17 protein-coding genes are annotated in these 15,722 nt (G+C 67.0%); 9 read left to right on the top strand and 8 right to left on the bottom strand.

Annotation, left to right across the window (positions count from 1 at the left end):
* Positions 1–60: 60 nt before the first annotated feature.
* Complete coding sequence (locus DN388_RS19545) at positions 61–597, top strand: pseudouridine synthase (protein ID WP_255001964.1); 537 nt, start codon at positions 61–63, stop codon at positions 595–597.
* Here DN388_RS19545 and DN388_RS19540 read toward each other — a convergent pair.
* Both DN388_RS19540 and DN388_RS19535 read right to left on the bottom strand, forming a co-directional pair.
* Positions 594–797, bottom strand: coding sequence for a DUF2788 domain-containing protein (locus tag DN388_RS19540; protein ID WP_043863879.1), 204 nt, complete (start codon positions 795–797; stop codon positions 594–596). The two genes, DN388_RS19545 and DN388_RS19540, sit on opposite strands and share 4 nt — an antisense overlap.
* A 55-nt stretch (positions 798–852) precedes the next feature.
* Positions 853–1,329: an Lrp/AsnC family transcriptional regulator gene (locus DN388_RS19535; protein WP_043863878.1), complete on the bottom strand. Its 477-nt coding sequence runs from the start codon at positions 1,327–1,329 to the stop codon at positions 853–855.
* A 400-nt stretch (positions 1,330–1,729) separates the two neighbouring features.
* Here DN388_RS19535 and DN388_RS19530 point away from each other — a divergent pair, with 400 nt between their 5' ends.
* Complete coding sequence (locus DN388_RS19530; protein ID WP_255001755.1) at positions 1,730–2,527, top strand: DUF6515 family protein; 798 nt, start codon at positions 1,730–1,732, stop codon at positions 2,525–2,527.
* A 90-nt stretch (positions 2,528–2,617) separates the two neighbouring features.
* Here DN388_RS19530 and DN388_RS19525 read toward each other — a convergent pair whose 3' ends face one another.
* Together DN388_RS19525 and DN388_RS19520 are read right to left on the bottom strand one after the other, a co-directional pair.
* Positions 2,618–3,490, bottom strand: a complete 873-nt coding sequence (locus DN388_RS19525) for a cation diffusion facilitator family transporter (RefSeq protein ID WP_054916351.1) — start codon at positions 3,488–3,490, stop codon at positions 2,618–2,620.
* Between the two features lie 21 nt (positions 3,491–3,511).
* The gene (locus DN388_RS19520) at positions 3,512–3,931 is read right to left on the bottom strand and encodes a polyribonucleotide nucleotidyltransferase (RefSeq protein ID WP_255001750.1); all 420 of its coding nucleotides are present in this window, start codon (positions 3,929–3,931) and stop codon (positions 3,512–3,514) included.
* A gap of 118 nt (positions 3,932–4,049) precedes the next feature.
* Here DN388_RS19520 and hrpB point away from each other — a divergent pair, with 118 nt between their 5' ends.
* Positions 4,050–6,575: an ATP-dependent helicase HrpB gene (hrpB, locus tag DN388_RS19515; protein ID WP_255001748.1), complete on the top strand. Its 2,526-nt coding sequence runs from the start codon at positions 4,050–4,052 to the stop codon at positions 6,573–6,575.
* A 3-nt stretch (positions 6,576–6,578) separates the two neighbouring features.
* Here the strand turns inward: hrpB and DN388_RS19510 are convergent, their stop codons facing one another.
* Positions 6,579–7,658 (bottom strand): endonuclease/exonuclease/phosphatase family protein, encoded by a 1,080-nt coding sequence (locus DN388_RS19510; protein WP_088514378.1) that lies wholly within the window; start codon positions 7,656–7,658, stop codon positions 6,579–6,581.
* Positions 7,659–7,721: 63 nt separating this feature from the next.
* A complete protein-coding gene (locus tag DN388_RS19505; RefSeq protein ID WP_043863873.1) occupies positions 7,722–8,396 on the bottom strand; it encodes a hypothetical protein in 675 nt (224 codons plus the stop codon).
* 152 nt (positions 8,397–8,548) lie between these two features.
* On the opposite strand from DN388_RS19505, the gene DN388_RS19500 reads away from it, so the two are divergent.
* The 3 genes from DN388_RS19500 (at position 8,549) to DN388_RS19490 (ending at position 10,504) form a co-directional block, all read left to right on the top strand.
* Entirely contained in the window at positions 8,549–9,304 is a 756-nt protein-coding gene (locus DN388_RS19500; RefSeq protein WP_210014057.1) for a DUF2076 domain-containing protein, read from the top strand.
* Positions 9,305–9,400: 96 nt separating this feature from the next.
* Positions 9,401–9,880: an NYN domain-containing protein gene (locus tag DN388_RS19495; protein ID WP_043863871.1), complete on the top strand. Its 480-nt coding sequence runs from the start codon at positions 9,401–9,403 to the stop codon at positions 9,878–9,880.
* Between the two features lie 18 nt (positions 9,881–9,898).
* Positions 9,899–10,504: a PolC-type DNA polymerase III gene (locus DN388_RS19490; protein WP_043863870.1), complete on the top strand. Its 606-nt coding sequence runs from the start codon at positions 9,899–9,901 to the stop codon at positions 10,502–10,504.
* On the opposite strand, the gene DN388_RS19485 is transcribed toward DN388_RS19490, so the two are convergent.
* Positions 10,501–10,959 carry an Lrp/AsnC family transcriptional regulator gene (locus DN388_RS19485; RefSeq protein WP_043863869.1) on the bottom strand — a complete coding sequence of 153 codons (459 nt, stop codon included), beginning with the start codon at positions 10,957–10,959 and terminating at the stop codon, positions 10,501–10,503. The genes DN388_RS19490 and DN388_RS19485 overlap by 4 nt on opposite strands.
* A gap of 152 nt (positions 10,960–11,111) precedes the next feature.
* On the opposite strand from DN388_RS19485, the gene yedA reads away from it, so the two are divergent.
* The 3 genes from yedA to DN388_RS19470 all read left to right on the top strand — a co-directional run bounded on the left by yedA (position 11,112) and on the right by DN388_RS19470 (position 14,293).
* Complete coding sequence (gene yedA, locus DN388_RS19480; RefSeq protein ID WP_058540581.1) at positions 11,112–12,044, top strand: drug/metabolite exporter YedA; 933 nt, start codon at positions 11,112–11,114, stop codon at positions 12,042–12,044.
* Entirely contained in the window at positions 12,041–12,895 is an 855-nt protein-coding gene (locus DN388_RS19475) for a hypothetical protein (RefSeq protein ID WP_146094979.1), read from the top strand. The genes yedA and DN388_RS19475 overlap by 4 nt, the downstream gene beginning before the upstream one ends.
* A 66-nt stretch (positions 12,896–12,961) precedes the next feature.
* A complete protein-coding gene (locus DN388_RS19470; protein WP_054916356.1) occupies positions 12,962–14,293 on the top strand; it encodes a DEAD/DEAH box helicase in 1,332 nt (443 codons plus the stop codon).
* An 81-nt stretch (positions 14,294–14,374) separates the two neighbouring features.
* On the opposite strand, the gene DN388_RS19465 is transcribed toward DN388_RS19470, so the two are convergent.
* Entirely contained in the window at positions 14,375–15,610 is a 1,236-nt protein-coding gene (locus tag DN388_RS19465; RefSeq protein WP_054916357.1) for a TIGR03862 family flavoprotein, read from the bottom strand.
* Positions 15,611–15,722 lie beyond the last annotated feature (112 nt).

Raw genomic sequence — 15,722 nt, 5'->3', positions numbered from 1 at the left:
GCCGCGGCCAAACCCGCCGGCCCGCGTCGCCAGGCCAAGGCGCCGCCGGCCGCGCCGCGCCTGCTCCTGTTCAACAAGCCCTTCGACGTGCTGACCCAGTTCAGCGACGGCGAGGGCCGCGCCACCCTCAAGGACTTCATCGATGTACCGGGCGTATACCCGGCCGGGCGTCTGGATCGCGACAGCGAAGGGTTGTTGCTGCTGACCAATGACGGCCAGTTGCAGGCGCGCATTGCCGACCCCAGGCACAAGTTGCCCAAGACGTACTGGGTACAGGTGGAGGGCGAGCCGACCGAGGAGCAGCTGCAGCGCTTGCGCGAGGGTGTGCAACTGAATGACGGCATGACCTTGCCGGCCCAGGCGCGTCATCTGGAAGAGCCGCAACTGTGGCCGCGCAACCCGCCGGTACGCTTTCGCAAGAGCGTGCCGACCGCCTGGCTGGAGTTGGTGATCAAGGAAGGGCGCAACCGCCAGGTGCGACGCATGACCGCGGCGGTAGGCTTGCCGACCCTGCGCCTGGTGCGCGTGCGGATCGGCGACTGGAGCCTGGATGGGCTGGACCAGGGCTGCTGGCGCGAGGTGCCGGCGCGGCGCTAGACGCCTTCGATGAAGCCGATGACCACGCTCTTGATGACGAAGGCGAGAATGCCCAGGCCCAGCACGAAAAACAGGATGAAGGTGCCGAACTTGCCAGCCTTGGATTTTTTCGCCAGGTCCCAGACGATGAAGCCCATGAAACCAATCAGGATGGTGACCAGGATGGTCATCATCCATTCTTCGAACAACGCAGGATCCATCGATCTTCTCCGCCAGGTTGAAGCGCGCGATTATACGCCCGGCCCGCAGCGCTGACTAACGCAGGTGCGTAAGGGGCAGCTCGGTGCTGGCCAGCACCTGGTTGAGCACGAAGCTTGAACGCACGCTGGTGACGCCTTCGATGCGGGTCAGGTGGCCGAGCAGCAGCTTCTGGTAGTGGTCCATGTCTGGCACCACTACCTTGAGCTGGTAGTCGGCATCCATGCCGGTGACCAGGCTACACTCGAGCACCTGGGGCAGGCTGCGGATGGCGGCCTCGAAGGTTTCGAAGCGCTCGGGGGTGTGTCGGTCCATGCCGATCAGCACGTAGGCGGTGAGGCTCAGGCCCAGCTTCTTGCGGTCGAGCAGGGCGACCTGGCGCGAGATGTAGCCATCGTCCTCCAGTTGCTTGACCCGCCGCGAGCAGGGCGAGGGCGACAGGCCGATCCGTTCGGCCAGTTCCTGGTTGGAGATGCGCGCATCGCGCTGCAGTTCGGCAAGAATGCTCAGGTCGTATCGGTCGAGCTTGCTCATGAATGAAGCCTTTTCTGTTTCGATTGCTGTGGATTATCAATCCTTAGTTAAAAATTGCGCAAGTAATGTTTTGTTGAGCAATTTTCGCAATCCTCTGTCGCAGCGCTTGCCTATGATGGTCAACAGAATCACTGCCCGGACACATGTCCACAGCGGCGGCCCCAATCAGGGGCGCTGCGGCCAGCAACCCCACCGGGTTGTGCTCGGCCCCCGGGCTGCACACTGTTCACAAGACAGCGTGAGGTGAGCCGGCGTCACAAGCGCCGAGCACGGACGAAAATCTCGAAGGGTGGCCTCAGGGTCACCCTTTTTTAATGTCCGCAATTTCATCTGGCGCCTGCTGGCGCGTGGCAGGCGGCCTGATAGAGTAGGCCATGAATGCCAGCGGGAGAGAAACAGCATGAAGTCGCGCATCTGGCAGTTGGCAGGTGTTGGTCTGCTTTGCCTGAGCCTGGGCGTACAGGCCCAGGACGAGCGTCGCGGACCACAGCAGGACCCCTATGGCGGCGAGCGCCCGCCTGCGTCCTCGCCGCTCAACGCGCGCCCGGACGAGGTCCGCCAGACCCAGCCGCCACGCCAGGGGTACTATCAGGACGTGCCGCGGCGCAATGACGCCAATCAGCACTGGCAGGCCGGCGGGCCGGGGCAGCGCCCTGGCGAAGGGCACGGCAATGGCTGGGGCCCCGGGCCTCAGTATCGGCCGGGGCACACCATAGACCGCTTCCCGGAACCGTACCGGCGCGTGCCGTATCGTGGCAGTGACTACTACTATTCCGGTGGCTACTGGTATCGCCCGCAGGGGCCGCATTACGTGGTGGTGGCGCCGCCTTACGGGGTACGGGTGAACTACCTGCCCGACTATGCGCGGCAGGTGTGGGTGGGCAGTGCGCTGTTCTTTCTGGCTGCAGGCACCTATTACCAGTACCTGGACGACAGCCGCGACTATGTGGTGGTAAGCCCGCCGGTGGCTGCGGCGCCGGCGCAACCGGGCAATGGCTATGACGTGATTGCCTACCCGGCCAACGGGCAGTCGCCACAGCAGGTCGATCAGGACCGCTACCAGTGTCACCGCTGGGCGGTGCAGCAGACCGGGTTCGACCCGGCATCGGCGACCTACGCGCCTGCGGCGCAGGTGACGGACACCTATCGACGGGCGCTGGGGGCGTGTTTGAGCGGGCGCGGTTACAGCGTCAACTGAAGCGCAAAATCTTCGCCGGCAAGGCCGGCTCCTACACATACAGCGTGAATCCTGTAGGCGCCGGCCTTGCCGGCGAAGGGGGCTGCTGTTTCACTCCACTGGGTCGGCATGCACCAGCACTTCGGCTTTGGGGTACTCCCGGCGGATCGCCGCCGCTGCCGCATCGCACAGCACGTGGGCCTCGGTCAGCGTCAAGGTGCCTGGCAGCTCCAGGTCCACCTGCACGAACCAGCGGTTGCCCGACACCCGGGTGCGCAGGTCATGCGCGCCCTGCACGCCAGGCACCGCGCACACCAGTGTCATCATCTGCTCGCTCACCTCGCCGGGCAGCTCCTTGTCCATCAGGATGGCCGAGCTTTCACGGGCGATCTGCAAGGCACTCCATAGAATGTACAGCGCGATGCCCAGCCCAAAGTACGCATCCACCTGTGGCCAGCCGAACCGCGCCAGCACCAGCGCGACCAGGATGCTGGCATTGAGCAGCAGGTCGGAGCGGTAGTGCAGCGAGTCGGCGCGCACGGCGGTCGAGCCGGTGAGGCGCACCACCCTGGCCTGCACCATCAGCAAGGCGACGGTCAGCCCCAGCGACAGCAGCATCACGACAATGCCCACCGTGGCATCACCCAGCGGCGTGGGATTTTTCAGGCGTTCGACCGCCTGTACGCCGATCAGTACCGCACTCACCCCGATGAACAGCGCCTGGGCCATGCCGGCCAGTGCCTCGGCCTTGCCGTGCCCGTAGCGATGATCGTCATCGGCCGGGCGCAGGGCATAGCGCACCGCGAGCAGGTTGAGGAACGAGGCCACGCCGTCGAGCATCGAGTCGGTCAGGCCGGCCAGCAGGCTGACCGAGCCGCTGAGCCACCAGGCCACCGCCTTGCTCACGATCAGGATGCTGGCGACCCCGAGCGAGGCATTGGTCGCCAGGCGCAGCAGGCGGGCGTGTTCGGCGCTGGTGTTCATCGGTCGTCCTTGTGCGGGCGGTCAGGCGGAGGGCTTGAGGCCGTACATCGCCAGTTGTTCAACGCTGCCCTTGTGCTGGATCAGGCGCGGGTCGTTCAGCGGCAGGCGCTGGCCCAGCTCGCTCTCCAGGATGGCCTGCAGGCGCACCTTGTCGACCTTGCCATCGGCAGCGATGGCCTTGTTCAGCGTGTGCGGGTCGACCTGGGCGGTCTTGCCGCCGGGCAGGTAGATGGCACCGGTGGCAAAGTCGACGCCGAAGGCGATCAGCCCGGGGATCACGTAGAACAGGATACCGATGGCATCCAGCGCCACGATCACCGGATCGACCTTGCCTTCGATCTGGCCGCGACGGTCGGGGAAGAACAGGGTGCCGCAAGCCGTCAGCTGGGTCAGCAGGGCAGCAACCACGGCACCGCCGATAAGGCGTGAAGGAATACGCATGTGAATCTCCGCAAAGTAGGCCGCACCGCTACCGGCGAAATGCCGGAGGGTGCAGCTAAGACCATGATAAGGCAGGCTCGGTTCGCCGTTATACTCGGCCGATTGTTCGAGGGCTACCATGAATTCATTACCGATCGATGCCGTGCTGCCGGCCTTGCGCACCGCCTTGCAGCAGCGCCACGAAGCCGTGCTCGAGGCACCGCCGGGCGCCGGAAAGACCACCCGCGTGCCACTGGCCCTGCTCGATGAGCCGTGGCTGGCCGGCCAGCGCATCCTGATGCTCGAACCGCGCCGGCTGGCTGCCCGCGCGGCAGCCGAGCGGCTGGCCAGCGAACTGGGCGAGGCGGTGGGCGAAACCGTCGGTTACCGCATGCGCCTGGACAGCAAGGTCGGCCCGCTTACCCGCATCGAAGTGGTCACCGAAGGCATCCTCACCCGGCGCCTGCAGGACGACCCGGCGCTGGACGGGGTGGGCCTGTTGATCTTCGACGAATTTCACGAGCGCAGCCTGGATGCCGACCTGGCCCTGGCCCTGAGCCTCAACGGCCGCGAGCTGCTGCGTGACGAGCCGCCGCTGAAGATCCTGCTGATGTCCGCCACGCTGGAAGGGCAGCGCCTGTCTGCGTTGCTCGACGACGCCCCGGTAATCAGCAGCGAGGGGCGCATGTATCCGGTGCAGATGCGCTGGGGGCGGCCGTTCCAGCCCGGCGAGTTCGTCGAGCCGCGGGTGGTCGACACGGTGTTGCAGGCGCTGGCCGACGAGCCGGGCAGCCTGCTGGTGTTCCTGCCTGGCCAGGCCGAGATCCGCCGTGTGCACCAGGCCTTGCAGGAGGCCCTGGGTGAGCGGCGCGAGATCCTGCTGTGCCCGCTGCACGGTGAACTCGATCTCGCGGCCCAGCGCGCCGCCATCGAGGCGCCGGCCGCGGGCCTGCGCAAGGTGGTGCTGGCGACCAACATCGCCGAAACCAGCCTGACCATCGACGGCGTGCGGGTGGTGATCGACGCCGGGCTGGCGCGGGTGCCGCGTTTTGACCCCGGCAGCGGCATGACCCGCCTCGATACCCAGCGCATCTCGCGCGCCAGCGCCACCCAGCGGGCCGGGCGCGCCGGACGCCTGGAACCGGGCGTGTGCTATCGGCTGTGGTCCGAGGCCCAGCATGACCAACTGGCTGCCTACGGCAGCGCCGAGATCCTGCAGGCCGACCTTGCCGGACTGGCCTTGCAATTGACCCGCTGGGGCGTGGCCCCGGCGCAGCTGTGCTGGCTCGACCTGCCACCGGCGGCGGCCTATGCCCAGGCTCAGGACCTGCTGGTGCGCCTGGGGGCGCTCAGGCCGGGGCAGTTGCTGGCGCTGACCGAGCATGGTCAGGCCATGGCCGAGTTGCCGGCACACCCGCGCATCGCACACCTGCTTTTGCGGGGCCAGGACCTTGGCCTGGCACAGATGGCCTGCGATGTGGCGGCACTGCTGGGCGAGCGCGACATTCTGCGCGGGGCGGGCGCCGACCTGCACAGCCGGCTGGCCCTGCTCAGTGGCGAAACCCGTGCAGCCCGAGGTGGGCAAGGCGGGGTGCAGCGGGCGCGACAACTGTCCCGCCAGTACCGCAGCTACCTGCGCGGCAAGGCCGGCGCGGCCGTGGCCGACCCCGAACATTCCCGCTGGCTCGGTGCCCTGCTGGCGCTGGCCTATCCCGACCGGGTCGCCCAGCAGCGCCGTGCCGGCGGCGCCGAGTACCGGCTGGCCAACGGGCGTGCGGCGCTGTTCGGTGAGGCCGACGCGCTGATGAAGCAACCCTGGCTGGTGATCGCCGACCTCGGCAGCCGCCAGGGGCAGCGCGAAGAGCGCATCTACCTGGCGGCCGAATTCGACCCGGCGCTGTTCGACGACGTGCTCGCCGAGCAGGTGCGCCGCGTGGATCAACTGGATTGGGACGAGCGTGAGAACGTGCTGCGTGCCGAGCGCCAGCGCAAGGTCGGCGAACTGGTGCTCAGCCGCGAGCCGCTGACCGGGCTGGGTGAGGATGCGCGTGCGCGGGCGCTGCTTGACCTGGTGCGGCGCAAGGGCCTGGAGCTGCTGCCCTGGACCCCGGAACTGCGCCAGTGGCAGGCGCGGGTGGCACTGTTGCGCGGGCTGGATGTTGCGGCGGCAGGCCAGAGCGAATGGCCGGACCTGAGCGACGCGGCCTTGCTGTCCAGCCTTGAGCACTGGCTGCAACCCTACCTGAGCAAGGTCACCCGGCTCAGTCATTTTGCCCAGCTCGACCTGTCGTCCATCCTGCGCAACCTGCTGCCCTGGCCGCTGCCGCAGCGCCTGGACGAATGGGCGCCGGTGCACATCGGCGTGCCCTCGGGTTCCAACATCCGCCTGGACTACAGCGAGACGCCGCCGATTCTGGCGGTGCGCTTGCAGGAACTGTTCGGCCTGGCCGAAACCCCGCGCATCGCCCAGGGCCGCCAGCAGGTGTTGCTGCACCTGCTGTCACCGGCACGGCGCCCGGTGCAGGTGACCCAGGACCTGGCCAATTTCTGGCGCAGCACCTACGCCGAAGTGAAGAAGGACCTCAAGGGCCGCTACCCCAAGCACTACTGGCCGGACGACCCGCTGGTGGCCGAAGCCACCGCGCGGGCCAAACCGCGCAAGTAGCCGCTAGGGCGGCGTCGGCAACAGCAGGCGCGCGCTCAGCGGCAGGTGATCGGAAATCTGCAGGGTGTCCTGCTGCAGCACCCGGGCGCTCAGGCGCTGCAGCTTGGGGCTGTGGAACAGGTAGTCCAGGGTGCGGTCCGGGCCGTTCAGGCGCGGGTCGTTGGGGTAGTGGGTCAGCCAGGCGCTGCGCTCGGCGCCACCGGCTTCGGCGTTGCTGGGGATCATCGGATACTTGTCCCACAGCAAGTGCAGGTCGCTGTCGGCGCCATAGTGCTGGCGCTGCTCGGGGGTGAGCCGGCGGTACTGGCCCAGCGGCAGCAGGTTGAAGTCGCCACCGATCAGCCACGGCGTGCCCTGGCTTTCCAGCTTGTCGAGCAGCGCGCCGAGCTGGCGCACCTGCTGGCGCTGGATATCGCTGCCGGGAACGAAGGGCGCCAGGTGGGTGTTGAGCACCGCCAGCGAGCCGCCATCACGCAGCGGCAGGTAGCTGGCCAGCACCGCCTGTTGCGGCTGCAGCAGGCGGCTCAGGGCGTTGTCGGGGGCCGAGGGCAGGGCCAGGCGTTCGGCCTGCTGGATGGGGTAGCGGCTCAGGGTCGCCAGGCCGCGGCCGACGCTGCCGAACACATGCCGGTCGGGCACGAAGTCCGCCTTCCAGTCGTAGGCCTGCACCGCACAGGGGTAGAGGTCGGCCAGGCGCTCGCGCAGCAGGGCCAGCTGGTCCTGGTAGGCGCTGGCCTTGGCGTTGGTGTCCAGTTCCTGCAACAGCACGATGTCGGGGTTGTCGGCGCGGATCACCCGCGCCACCTCGTCGAGGTTGAACGCCAGGTCCTGTTCGGTAGGGCGGGTGTCATTCCCCCGGCCTTCGTCATACCAGAACACGTAGCCCTTGCCGGCCAGGTACTGGATGTTCCAGCTCATGACCTTGAGCATCTGGCCCGGCACCAGCGGCGTGGCCGTGCCACGGCAGGCCACCGGCAGGGCCTCGCGCGGCTCGGGTTGCCAGCTCAGGTGACTGGCCAGCAGCCACAGCAGGGCAAGTATCAGCAGCAGGGTCAGCAGGGCATTGCGCAGTAGTCGGATCATCGGCTCGGCTTGGCGTCGCAGGTGAACCCGCAGCATACCCGAGCCGTTCGTCGCCTGCTTGGTTCAGCTCGGGTCGCGGGCCAGCGGCGGCTCGGTGACCAGCATGAACATGCGAAAGCTCACCAGGGTGCTGAACAGGGTGAGGAAGCCGTTGAAGCTGCCCACCAGCAGTTCCAGCCACAGCTCGGGCTCTTCGCCGATCAGGCTGCGGGTCAGCGCATCGATCAGCCACAACGGGATCATGGCCACGATCATGCACACCAGGATCTGCCAGAAGTGGCCCTTGCACAGCTCGAAGCTCTGACGCATGGCCGGCAGCGGTTGCAGGCCGCGCAGCACCAGCAGGTACTCGGCGAACACCAGGTTGACCATCACCCAGATGCCCGGAAGGATGAACAGCGCGCAGCCGGCCACGATCAGCAGCAGGCAGACGATCATCAGCAGCGCGAACGAGGGCCACAGGCGCAGCGACATGGCCAGCAGGTCGCGCTTGCGCGGCTCTTCACCCTGGCTGCGGGCGTCCAGGTAGAGGATCAGTGCGCCGCTGTAGAGCGGGTAGAACACCAGGCCCAGCAGCATGCCGTAGGCCAGGGTACGGGTCTGGCTGCCGAACTGTGCATAGATCGCCTGGGCCAGCAGCGTTTCGATGACGATCAGCGGCAGGCACAGCTTGGCGATGCTCAGCAGGTGGCGGCGGAAGAAATACAAGGAGTCTTGCAGAACGCTAAGCGGATTCATCAGTCGATATCGCAGTGACAGAGCAGGCCGCTACTTTAGCCCAGCGGTCGAACCTGAACAAAGTTTCATGCCGCGGGCCGATTGAATCGCCCATGCTGGAACCCCATCTAGTGCTCACCTGTAATCCCCCGGCTATCCAGTGAGGTCGCCCCATGAACCACGAAGAACAAACCTTGATCGACGGCCTGTTCGGCCGCCTCAAGCAAGCCGAGAGCGAAGGCGCACCGCGTGATGCCCAGGCCCAGGCGCGCATTGCCGAGCACCTGCAGCAACAGCCGTCGGCCCCTTACTACATGGCCCAGGCGATTCTGGTGCAGGAGGCCGCGCTCAAGCGCCTCGATGAACAGAACAGGCAATTGCAGGCCGATCTGAACCAGGCCCGCGCACAGGTGGCGGCCACTGCGCCGAGCAGCGGCGGCTTCCTGTCGAGCATCTTCGGCGGGGGGGCACGGCAACCCGAGCCGCAGCCGCAGCGCGCGGCCCAGCCGGCCCCGGCACCTGCCACCAGTGGTGGTGGCTGGCGTGAACCGGCCAGCGGCTTTGGCGGGCCCGGCGTGGCCCCCCAGCAGCAGGGTTCCAACGCCGCGCCCCAGGCCGCACCGGCCCGCGGCGGCGCCAGCAGCTTTCTGGGCGGTGCACTGCAGACCGCCGCCGGCGTGGCAGGTGGGGTGATGCTGGCGCAGGGCATCAGCAGCCTGTTCGGCCATCATTCGTCGCAGCCCCAGGAAGTCACCGAGATCATCAACGAAGCGCCGGCACCAGCCAGCGACAGCGGCTGGGGCGGTAACGACGAGCAGCGCCTGACCGCCGACAACGGTGGCTACGGCAATGATCAGGGCGGCTTCATGGACACCGACTACGGTGACGATGGCGGCGGCTTCTTTTCGGACGACGATTCCTTCGTCTGAGCCGCGCACATACCCGTACTGCCGTCAGGCTGGCATACTGGGCGCCGAAACGGCCCCGGTATGCGGGACCGGCCCCTGGCGTGACGAGGAAGTGCGGTGAAGAAGATTGCGGTGTTCGCCGATGTCCAGAACCTCTACTACACCGTGCGCCAGGCCTATGGTTGTCATTTCAACTACGCCGCCTTCTGGGCGCACGTCAGCCAGGACGGCGAGATCGTCGAGGCGGTGGCCTATGCCATCGACCGCGGCGACAGCAAGCAGCAGCAGTTTCAGCAGATCCTGCGCAACCTCGGTTTCACGGTCAAACTCAAACCCTATATCCAGCGCAGCGACGGCTCGGCCAAGGGCGACTGGGACGTGGGCATCACCCTGGACGTGATCGACGCCGCCTCGCGGGTCGACGAAGTGGTGCTGGCCTCCGGCGATGGCGATTTCGACCTGCTGCTGGAACGGGTGATCAACCGTCATGGCGCCGAAGCGGTGGCCTATGGCGTACCGGGGCTCACCGCCAACTCGCTGATTCGCGCCGCCACCCGCTATGTGCCCATCGAAGGCGCACTCCTGCTCAAGCACTGAGAGCTACCCGAGGTTTTTGTGGAACGTATTGCGGTCATCGACTTTGAAACCACCGGCATCTCGCCGGGTGCCTACTGCCGCGCCACCGAAGTGGCGGTGGTGATGCTCGAACGCGGGCGCATCGTCGATCGCTACCAGAGCCTGATGAATGCCGGCGTGCCGGTACCGGCCTTTGTCGCCGGGCTGACCGGCATCACTACCGCCATGCTGCGCAGTGCGCCGGCCAATGCGCAGGTGATGAACGAGGTGGCCGAGTTCGTCGGCAGCACGCCCTTGCTGGCGCACAACGCCTCATTCGACCAGAAGTTCTGGGACTACGAACTGAGCCTGATCGGACGCTCGCGGGTGCAGTCGTTCGCCTGTTCGATGCTGCTCTCGCGGCGCCTGCTGCCGGCTGCGCCGAACCACAAGCTCGGCACCCTGACGCGCTGGGCCGGGCTGCCCGACACCGGCACCGCTCACCGGGCCATGGCCGATGCCGAGATGGCCGCCAACCTGGCCCAGCACCTGGCCGGCGAACTGCGCCAGCGCCACGGTATCAGCGAGGTGTCGCACCCGCTGTTCTGCAGCCTGCAGAAGGTCCCGGCAGCCAAGGTTGCCGAAACCCTCAAGCGCTACCGCTAGGCTTTCTTGCCGTTGCTGTCGAGCTGGCCGAGCGGCACCCGTCGCTCTACCGCGCTGGACAGGATGATCGAGGTCTTGCTGAACCCGAACTGCGCCACGTGGTTGATCAGCTCTTCGAGTTCCGGCATCGAGCCGACCGCCGCCTGCATGATCACGCACGGATCGCCGGTGACCCGGTGGCACTCGGTGATCTGCGGAATACGCGCCAGGTCCTCATAGGTCTGCTGGTTGCCGTGGCTGGCCAGGCGCAGCTCGATCACGCACTGGATCGGCAAGCCGATCCGGCTCATGTCGACCTTGGCCTGGTAGCCGGTGATGACCCCGCTGGCCTCGAGCTTGGCCACCCGCTCGGCCACCGCCGGGGCCGACAGGTTGACCTTGCGCGCCAGTTCGGCGAAGGAGGCGCGGCCGTTGTCGAGCAAGGCGGCGAGGAGCATGCGATCGTACTTGTCCATGGGGCGTGGGTACCAGGTGTTGAAACGATGGCGAATCGGGCAAACATCCGTTTTTTCGAAAGTCTGGTGGCCGTATAAACAGGGTTTGTAACTTAAAAATACCCGTTTGGCTTTCTAAACTACAGCTCCCAAACCCTGATTTCGAGCCTCCCATGCCTGCCTCCCGTCGCTTTCCGCTGGTGCTGATCGGTGCCTTCCTGGCCTTGTACCTGGTGTGGGGGTCGACCTATCTGGTGATCCGCATCGGTATCGAGTCGTGGCCACCGCTGCTGATGGCCGGGGTGCGCTTTCTGATTGCCGGCAGCCTGCTGTATGGCTTTCTGCGCTGGCGCGGGGTGCCGGCGCCCAGCTGGGCGCAATGGAAGGCCGCCGGGGCCATCGGCATATTGCTGCTCAGTTGCGGCAACGGCGGCGTGACCCTGGCCGAACATGCGGGCGTGGCGTCCGGGGTCGCAGCCCTGGCGGTGGCGACCGTGCCGCTGTTCACCCTGGTGTTCGGGCGATTTTTCGGGCACCGCAACACGCGTCTGGAATGGGCCGGTATCGGCCTTGGCCTGGCCGGCATCGGCCTGCTCAACCTGGGCTCCAACCTGCAGGCCAGCCCGCTGGGCGCGGCGCTGATCCTGTTTGCTGCAGCGTCCTGGGCCTTCGGTTCGGTGTGGAGCAAGAGCCTGCCGCTGCCGGCCGGGCCGATGGCCAGTGCCGCCGAAATGCTGGTGGGCGGCGCGGCGCTGCTGCTGGGCAGCGCGCTCAGCGGTGAACGCATGACCCAGATGCCGACCGCTGCCGGCTGGGGGGCGTTGCTCTATCTGGTGTTCTTCGGTTCGATCCTGGCCTTCAGTGCCTACATGTACCTGCTCAAGCATGTGCGCCCGGCGGCGGCCACCAGCTATGCCTACGTCAACCCGGCGGTGGCGGTGCTGCTGGGCATCCTGTTCGCTGGCGAGCAGATCGGCGTGGAGGAGTGCGTGGCGATGGCGGTGATCATCGGCGCGGTGGTGTTGATCGGCGTTCCGCAATGGCGCAAGGTGCCGGCCAGCGTGGCCACCCCGGCTGACGCCTTGAGGGGTGAGTTGTCCAAGTGAAGCGTCGTATTGCCATGGCAGGCTTGTTGGTTGGGATGCTGTCCGGTTGTGATGAACAGGAAGTCGGCCTGGAGTTTCAGGTATCGGTTATCGACAATTACGCCCACGGCCATGCAGACCGGTATTACGCCGAAGCGGTCCGTAACCTGCTGGCCGAACAGCAGATCGACCTGGCCCGAGTGGAAATGTGGGCCGATGACGAGACCCCTTGGGTGGTGAACCTGCGCATGCCAGGCGACGTACTGACCCCGGCGCGGCGTGAGGCTCTGCAGGCAACGGTCGACGCCGTGCTGGCTGCGCGCCAGGCAGTCACCGGCAACGTCACCCTGACGCTCGCGGATCAACCTGACCAGCCGATCGCGTTGCGGTTGGCCTTCCCCAACGATGTCGCGATCAAGAGCCATCCTACGCTCAGCGAAGCGATGCGCTCGCTGATCGAGAACACGGCGCGCGGCGAGGTCGATTGCCGGGTCCCGGTGAGGCTCAGGGCCAACCTGCCCTTCGAGGTGCTCGACTACAGTCAGGGCGTGATGACGCTGCGCACCCCGGACCAGAAGCTCAGGCGCACGCCGGTTCGCCTGGAGTTCGCTGATGGCGGGTTGCGTAGTCAGGTAGCGCGCGGCCAGGTAGCCGTCAGCTTCAGCCGCGAGAAGGACCGCGACCACATGATTTTCGAACTGGGGTCGCTGGGCATGCACAGCTGGACGCCGATGTCGGCGCGCGATTCGAGCCTGAACGAGATCTACGGCCTGTGCCGTTCGCGCGCCAGCCAGCTGGGCAGGCCGCTGTCGCTGTTTGTCGGCAATGGCCTGGATCGCCTGACGTACGTGTACCTGCCGCCTGTGGATTGAAGCTCGGTGAACCCGCGCGAACAGGGTAAACTTGCGCCATTGCTGAATTCCCCAGACGGTATTGCCATGACATTCGCCAAACTTGGCCTGATTGAACCCTTGCTGCGCGCGCTCGAGCACCTCAAGTACACCACCCCGACACCGGTGCAGGCGGCGGCCATCCCGGCCGTGCTGGCCGGTCGCGACCTGATGGCGGCGGCGCAGACCGGCACCGGCAAGACTGCCGGCTTCGCCCTGCCACTGCTGCAGCGCCTGGTGATGGAAGGCGAGAAGGTCGCCAGCAACTCGGTGCGTGCGCTGGTGCTGGTGCCGACCCGCGAGCTGGCCGAACAGGTGCACGCCAATATCGTCGAGTACGCCGAACACCTGCCGCTGCGCACCTACGCGGTGTACGGCGGGGTGAGCATCAACCCGCAGATGATGAAACTGCGCAAGGGCATCGACCTGCTGGTGGCCACGCCCGGGCGCCTGCTCGACCTGTTCCGCCAGAACGCGGTCAAGTTCAACCAGTTGCAGGCGCTGGTGCTCGACGAGGCCGACCGCATGCTCGACCTGGGCTTTGCCGAAGAGCTGCGCTCGATCTACGCGGCGTTGCCGGTCAAGCGCCAGACGCTGCTGTTTTCCGCAACCTTCTCCGACGAGATCCGCCTGATGGCCGGGCAGATGCTCGATGACCCGCTCAGCGTCGAGGTCAGCCCGCGCAACGTGGCGGCCAGCAGCGTCAAGCAGTGGGTCGTGCCTGTGGACAAGAAGCGCAAGCCCGAGCTGTTCATGCACCTGCTGCGCAAGCAGCGCTGGAAGCAGGTGCTGGTGTTCGCCAAGACCCGCAACGGTGTGGATGCGCTGGTGGAGCGCCTGCAGGCGCAGGGCGTGAACGCCGACGGCATCCATGGCGATCGCCCCCAGGCCACGCGCCAGCGTGCGCTGGACAGCTTCAAGGCGCGCGAGATCCAGATCCTGGTGGCCACCGATGTGGCGGCGCGCGGGCTGGATATCGACGACTTGCCGCTGGTGGTCAACTTCGATTTGCCGATCGTGGCCGAGGACTACATTCACCGTATCGGGCGTACCGGGCGTGCGGGCAACACCGGCGAAGCCATTTCGCTGGTGTGTGCCGACGAGGTGAACATGCTGTCGGCCATCGAGATGCTCACGCGCAAGACCTTGCCGCGCCATGAAGAGCCGGATTTCGTGCCGGAGCACCGGGTGCCGGAAACCGACGCCAGCGGGCAGGTGGTGAAGAAGCCGAAGAAACCGAAGAAGCCCAAGCAGGGCAGCGGCAAGGGCAGCCTGGGGCGCTGGACCGACAGCGGGGACACCCCCGCAGCCGCGCCGCAGGTCAAGCCGGTGCGCAAGGTGCCGACGTTCAATACCGGGCCGCGCAAGCGCAAGCCTTGATTGGGCACGGGCTGCGCTGCAGCCCTTTCGCCGGCAAGGCCGGCTCCTACAAGGGCTGTGCGTACCCTATAGGCGCCGGCCTCACCGGCGCAGCCACTCCAGCACCCCCAACCCCGCCCTTCGCCCACTGGCAAAGCACGCCGTCAGCAGGTAGCCGCCGGTCGGTGCCTCCCAGTCGAGCATCTCGCCCGCACAGAACACCCCCGGCAACCGGGTCAGCATCAGGTGCCGATCCATCGCCTCGAACTTCACGCCGCCGGCGCTGCTGATCGCCTCGTCCAGCGGGCGCGGTCGTACCAGCGTGATCGGCAACGCCTTGAGCGCTGCCGCCAGGCGCGCCGGGTCGGCAAACACCTCGGGCCCGGTCAGCTCGCGCAGCAGCGCCGCCTTCACCCCGTCCAGGCCCAGCTGACCGTGCAGGTGCCTGGCCATCGAGCGCGAACCACGGGGTTTGCGCAGCGCCGCCTCGATCTTGTCCACAGGCCGGTTCGGCAGCAGGTCGAGCAGCACCGTCGCGCTACCTTCGCGGTTGATCGCTTCACGAATCTGCGCCGACCAGGCATACACCAGGCTGCCCTCGACGCCGCCCTCGGTCAGCACGAACTCGCCCAGGCGCGGCGCCTGGCCGGCCAGGCTCAGGGCGATGTTCTTCAGCGGTGCACCGGCGAACCTGCCCTTGAGCACGTCGCTCCAACCCGTTACCTCGAAGCCGCTGTTGGCTGCCTGCAACGGCGAGATATCCACACCCCGCGCCTGCAGCCAGGGCAGCCAGGCAGCGTCCGAGCCCAGCCGCGCCCAGCTGCCGCCGCCCAGCGCCAGCACCACGGCATCGGCCTGCACGCTCACCTCGCCCTGTGGACAAGTGATCCGCAGGGCGCCGTCGGCATCCCAGCCGTGCCAGCGATGCCGGGTGTGGATAACTACCCCGGCATCGCGCAGGCGCTTGAGCCAGGCGCGCAGCAGCGGGGCGGCCTTCATGTCGCGCGGAAACACCCGGCCGGATGTCCCCACGAAGGTGTCGATGCCCAGGCCGTGGATCCATGCGCGCAGCGCGTCTGCATCGAAGCCGTCGAGCAGGCGCGCGATGTCGTGTTCGCGTTCTGCATAGCGCGAGATGAACGCGGGGTAGGCTTCGGAATGGGTGATGTTCATGCCGCCCACGCCCGCCAGCAGGAACTTGCGCCCCACCGAGGGCATGGCGTCGTACAGGTCTACCCGCACACCGGCCTGGCTGAGGACCTCGGCGGCCATCAGCCCGGCCGGCCCGCCTCCGATAATGGCAACGTGGGGGGCGGTGGTTGGGGGAGTATCGGTCATGGGCGGCTGCAGGCTGGGGATAAAAGAGCGGGCATTCTACCCGACACGGCCCCGCCCAGGAACTGTACAAAAAACGATCAGTACGGTGCAGGCCCCGTGCCACAAGGGCCGG

The organism is Pseudomonas sp. S12(2018) (assembly GCF_024355235.1).
GTDB lineage: Bacteria > Pseudomonadota > Gammaproteobacteria > Pseudomonadales > Pseudomonadaceae > Aquipseudomonas > Aquipseudomonas palmensis.
The sequence above is the reverse complement of the archived record's forward strand: the minus strand, read 5'-3'. Positions and strand labels throughout refer to the sequence as shown.

Bases quoted from the DNA above. Each gene is read 5' to 3' on its own strand.
- DN388_RS19540 (WP_043863879.1), bottom strand. From the start codon at position 797: ATGGATCCTGCGTTGTTCGAAGAATGGATGATGACCATCCTGGTCACC.
- DN388_RS19535 (WP_043863878.1), bottom strand. From the start codon at position 1,329: ATGAGCAAGCTCGACCGATACGACCTGAGCATTCTTGCCGAACTGCAG.
- DN388_RS19530 (WP_255001755.1), top strand. From the start codon at position 1,730: ATGAAGTCGCGCATCTGGCAGTTGGCAGGTGTTGGTCTGCTTTGCCTG.
- DN388_RS19525 (WP_054916351.1), bottom strand. From the start codon at position 3,490: ATGAACACCAGCGCCGAACACGCCCGCCTGCTGCGCCTGGCGACCAAT.
- DN388_RS19520 (WP_255001750.1), bottom strand. From the start codon at position 3,931: ATGCGTATTCCTTCACGCCTTATCGGCGGTGCCGTGGTTGCTGCCCTG.
- hrpB (WP_255001748.1), top strand. From the start codon at position 4,050: ATGAATTCATTACCGATCGATGCCGTGCTGCCGGCCTTGCGCACCGCC.
- DN388_RS19510 (WP_088514378.1), bottom strand. From the start codon at position 7,658: ATGATCCGACTACTGCGCAATGCCCTGCTGACCCTGCTGCTGATACTT.
- DN388_RS19505 (WP_043863873.1), bottom strand. From the start codon at position 8,396: ATGAATCCGCTTAGCGTTCTGCAAGACTCCTTGTATTTCTTCCGCCGC.
- DN388_RS19500 (WP_210014057.1), top strand. From the start codon at position 8,549: ATGAACCACGAAGAACAAACCTTGATCGACGGCCTGTTCGGCCGCCTC.
- DN388_RS19485 (WP_043863869.1), bottom strand. From the start codon at position 10,959: ATGGACAAGTACGATCGCATGCTCCTCGCCGCCTTGCTCGACAACGGC.
- yedA (WP_058540581.1), top strand. From the start codon at position 11,112: ATGCCTGCCTCCCGTCGCTTTCCGCTGGTGCTGATCGGTGCCTTCCTG.
- DN388_RS19470 (WP_054916356.1), top strand. From the start codon at position 12,962: ATGACATTCGCCAAACTTGGCCTGATTGAACCCTTGCTGCGCGCGCTC.
- DN388_RS19465 (WP_054916357.1), bottom strand. From the start codon at position 15,610: ATGACCGATACTCCCCCAACCACCGCCCCCCACGTTGCCATTATCGGA.